2 rRNA genes are annotated in these 2,799 nt (G+C 51.7%); both read right to left on the bottom strand.

Annotated features, from left to right (window positions below):
• A 23S ribosomal RNA gene (locus tag DFO73_RS28170) occupies positions 1-2,405 on the bottom strand; the annotation flags it as partial.
• A gap of 307 nt (positions 2,406-2,712) precedes the next feature.
• A 16S ribosomal RNA gene (locus DFO73_RS28165) occupies positions 2,713-2,799 on the bottom strand; the annotation flags it as partial.

Here is a 2,799-nt window from a genome sequence, read left to right as displayed (position 1 = left end):
CTGCTCGACTTGTAGGTCTCGCAGTCAAGCTCCCTTGTGCCTTTACACTCTGCGAATGATTTCCAACCATTCTGAGGGAACCTTTGGGCGCCTCCGTTACTTTTTAGGAGGCGACCGCCCCAGTCAAACTGCCCACCTGACACTGTCTCCCGCCCCGATAAGGGGCGCGGGTTAGAATTTCAATACAGCCAGGGTAGTATCCCACCGACGCCTCCACCGAAGCTGGCGCTCCGGCATCTACGGCTCCTACCTATCCTGTACAAGCTGTACCAAAATTCAATATCAGGCTACAGTAAAGCTCCACGGGGTCTTTCCGTCCTGTCGCGGGTAACCTGCATCTTCACAGGTACTATAATTTCACCGAGTCTCTCGTTGAGACAGTGCCCAGATCGTTACGCCTTTCGTGCGGGTCGGAACTTACCCGACAAGGAATTTCGCTACCTTAGGACCGTTATAGTTACGGCCGCCGTTTACTGGGGCTTCGATTCAAAGCTTCGCTTGCGCTAACCTCTCCTCTTAACCTTCCAGCACCGGGCAGGCGTCAGCCCCTATACTTCGCCTTGCGGCTTCGCAGAGACCTGTGTTTTTGCTAAACAGTCGCCTGGGCCTATTCACTGCGGCTCATCAGGGCTATTCACCCTAATGAGCACCCCTTCTCCCGAAGTTACGGGGTCATTTTGCCGAGTTCCTTAACGAGAGTTCTCTCGCTCACCTTAGGATTCTCTCCTCGCCTACCTGTGTCGGTTTGCGGTACGGGCACCTTTTCCCTCGCTAGAGGCTTTTCTTGGCAGTGTGGAATCAGGAACTTCGGTACTAAATTTCCCTCGCCGTCACAGCTCAGCCTGTGTGGTAACGGGATTTGCCTCGTTACCGGCCTAACTGCTTGGACGCGCATATCCAACAGCGCGCTTACCCTATCCTCCTGCGTCCCCCCATTGCTCAAACGGTAAAGAGGTGGTACAGGAATATCAACCTGTTGTCCATCGCCTACGCTTTTCAGCCTCGGCTTAGGTCCCGACTAACCCTGAGCGGACGAGCCTTCCTCAGGAAACCTTAGGCATTCGGTGGATGGGATTCTCACCCATCTTTCGCTACTCATACCGGCATTCTCACTTCTAAGCGCTCCACCAGTCCTTGCGGTCTAGCTTCAACGCCCTTAGAACGCTCTCCTACCACGGACATCGCAGATGTCCATCCACAGCTTCGGTGATACGTTTAGCCCCGGTACATTTTCGGCGCGGAGTCACTCGACCAGTGAGCTATTACGCACTCTTTAAATGGTGGCTGCTTCTAAGCCAACATCCTGGTTGTCTAAGCAACTCCACATCCTTTTCCACTTAACGTATACTTTGGGACCTTAGCTGGTGGTCTGGGCTGTTTCCCTCTTGACTACGGATCTTATCACTCGCAGTCTGACTCCCATGGATAAGTCTTTGGCATTCGGAGTTTGTCTGAATTCGGTAACCCGATGAGGGCCCCTAGTCCAAACAGTGCTCTACCTCCAAGACTCTTACTACATGAGGCTAGCCCTAAAGCTATTTCGGAGAGAACCAGCTATCTCCAAGTTCGATTGGAATTTCTCCGCTACCCACACCTCATCCCCGCACTTTTCAACGTGCGTGGGTTCGGGCCTCCATCCAGTGTTACCTGGACTTCACCCTGGACATGGGTAGATCACCTGGTTTCGGGTCTACGACCACATACTCATTCGCCCTATTCAGACTCGCTTTCGCTGCGGCTCCGTCTTATCAACTTAACCTCGCATGTAATCGTAACTCGCCGGTTCATTCTACAAAAGGCACGCTATCACCCATTAACGGGCTCTAACTACTTGTAGGCACACGGTTTCAGGATCTCTTTCACTCCCCTTCCGGGGTGCTTTTCACCTTTCCCTCACGGTACTGGTTCACTATCGGTCACTAGGGAGTATTTAGCCTTGGGAGATGGTCCTCCCTGCTTCCGACGGGATTTCTCGTGTCCCGCCGTACTCAGGATCCACTCTGGAGGGAACGAAGTTTCAACTACAGGGCTTTTACCTTCTCTGGCCGGCCTTTCCAGACCTGTTCATTTACCTCGTTCCTTTGTAACTCCGTATAGAGTGTCCTACAACCCCAAGAGGCAAGCCTCTTGGTTTGGGCTAATCCCGTTTCGCTCGCCGCTACTCAGGGAATCGCGTTTGCTTTCTCTTCCTCCGGGTACTTAGATGTTTCAGTTCCCCGGGTCTGCCTTCCATACCCTATGAATTCAGATATGGATCCTATCCCATTACGGATAGGGGGTTTCCCCATTCGGAAATCTCCGGATCAAAGCTTACTTACAGCTCCCCGAAGCATATCGGTGTTAGTCCCGTCCTTCATCGGCTCCTAGTGCCAAGGCATTCACCGTGCGCCCTTTCTAACTTAACCTACTTCGGCCAATGATCGACTGCGAATCTCTGCGTCAGCTCCCTCGCTCCGCTCCTCACGTACTGTTGTACGCTCCGGTGCTCACTCGGTCGCTTCCTTGATCTTCTTGCCGCTCATCGTCCTCATGGTTTGTGCTCTTACTTCGTTTTTAAAAACATAAATAAGAGAAAAAAACTAAGATGGCGATTACTCGGTTATTGCTTCTTCATTAACATTATCTAGTTTTCAAAGAACGAATATTTCAAAGAGATTGCTCTCTCAAAACTAAACGAACAAAACACGTCACGTCTCATGTAAATATCCTTAGAAAGGAGGTGATCCAGCCGCACCTTCCGATACGGCTACCTTGTTACGACTTCACCCCAATCATCTGTCCCACCTTAGGCGGCTGGCT

Origin of the sequence: Cytobacillus oceanisediminis (assembly GCF_003182355.1) — a bacterium.
GTDB lineage: Bacteria > Bacillota > Bacilli > Bacillales > Cytobacillaceae > Cytobacillus > Cytobacillus oceanisediminis_A.
The sequence above is the reverse complement of the archived record's forward strand: the minus strand, read 5'-3'. Positions and strand labels throughout refer to the sequence as shown.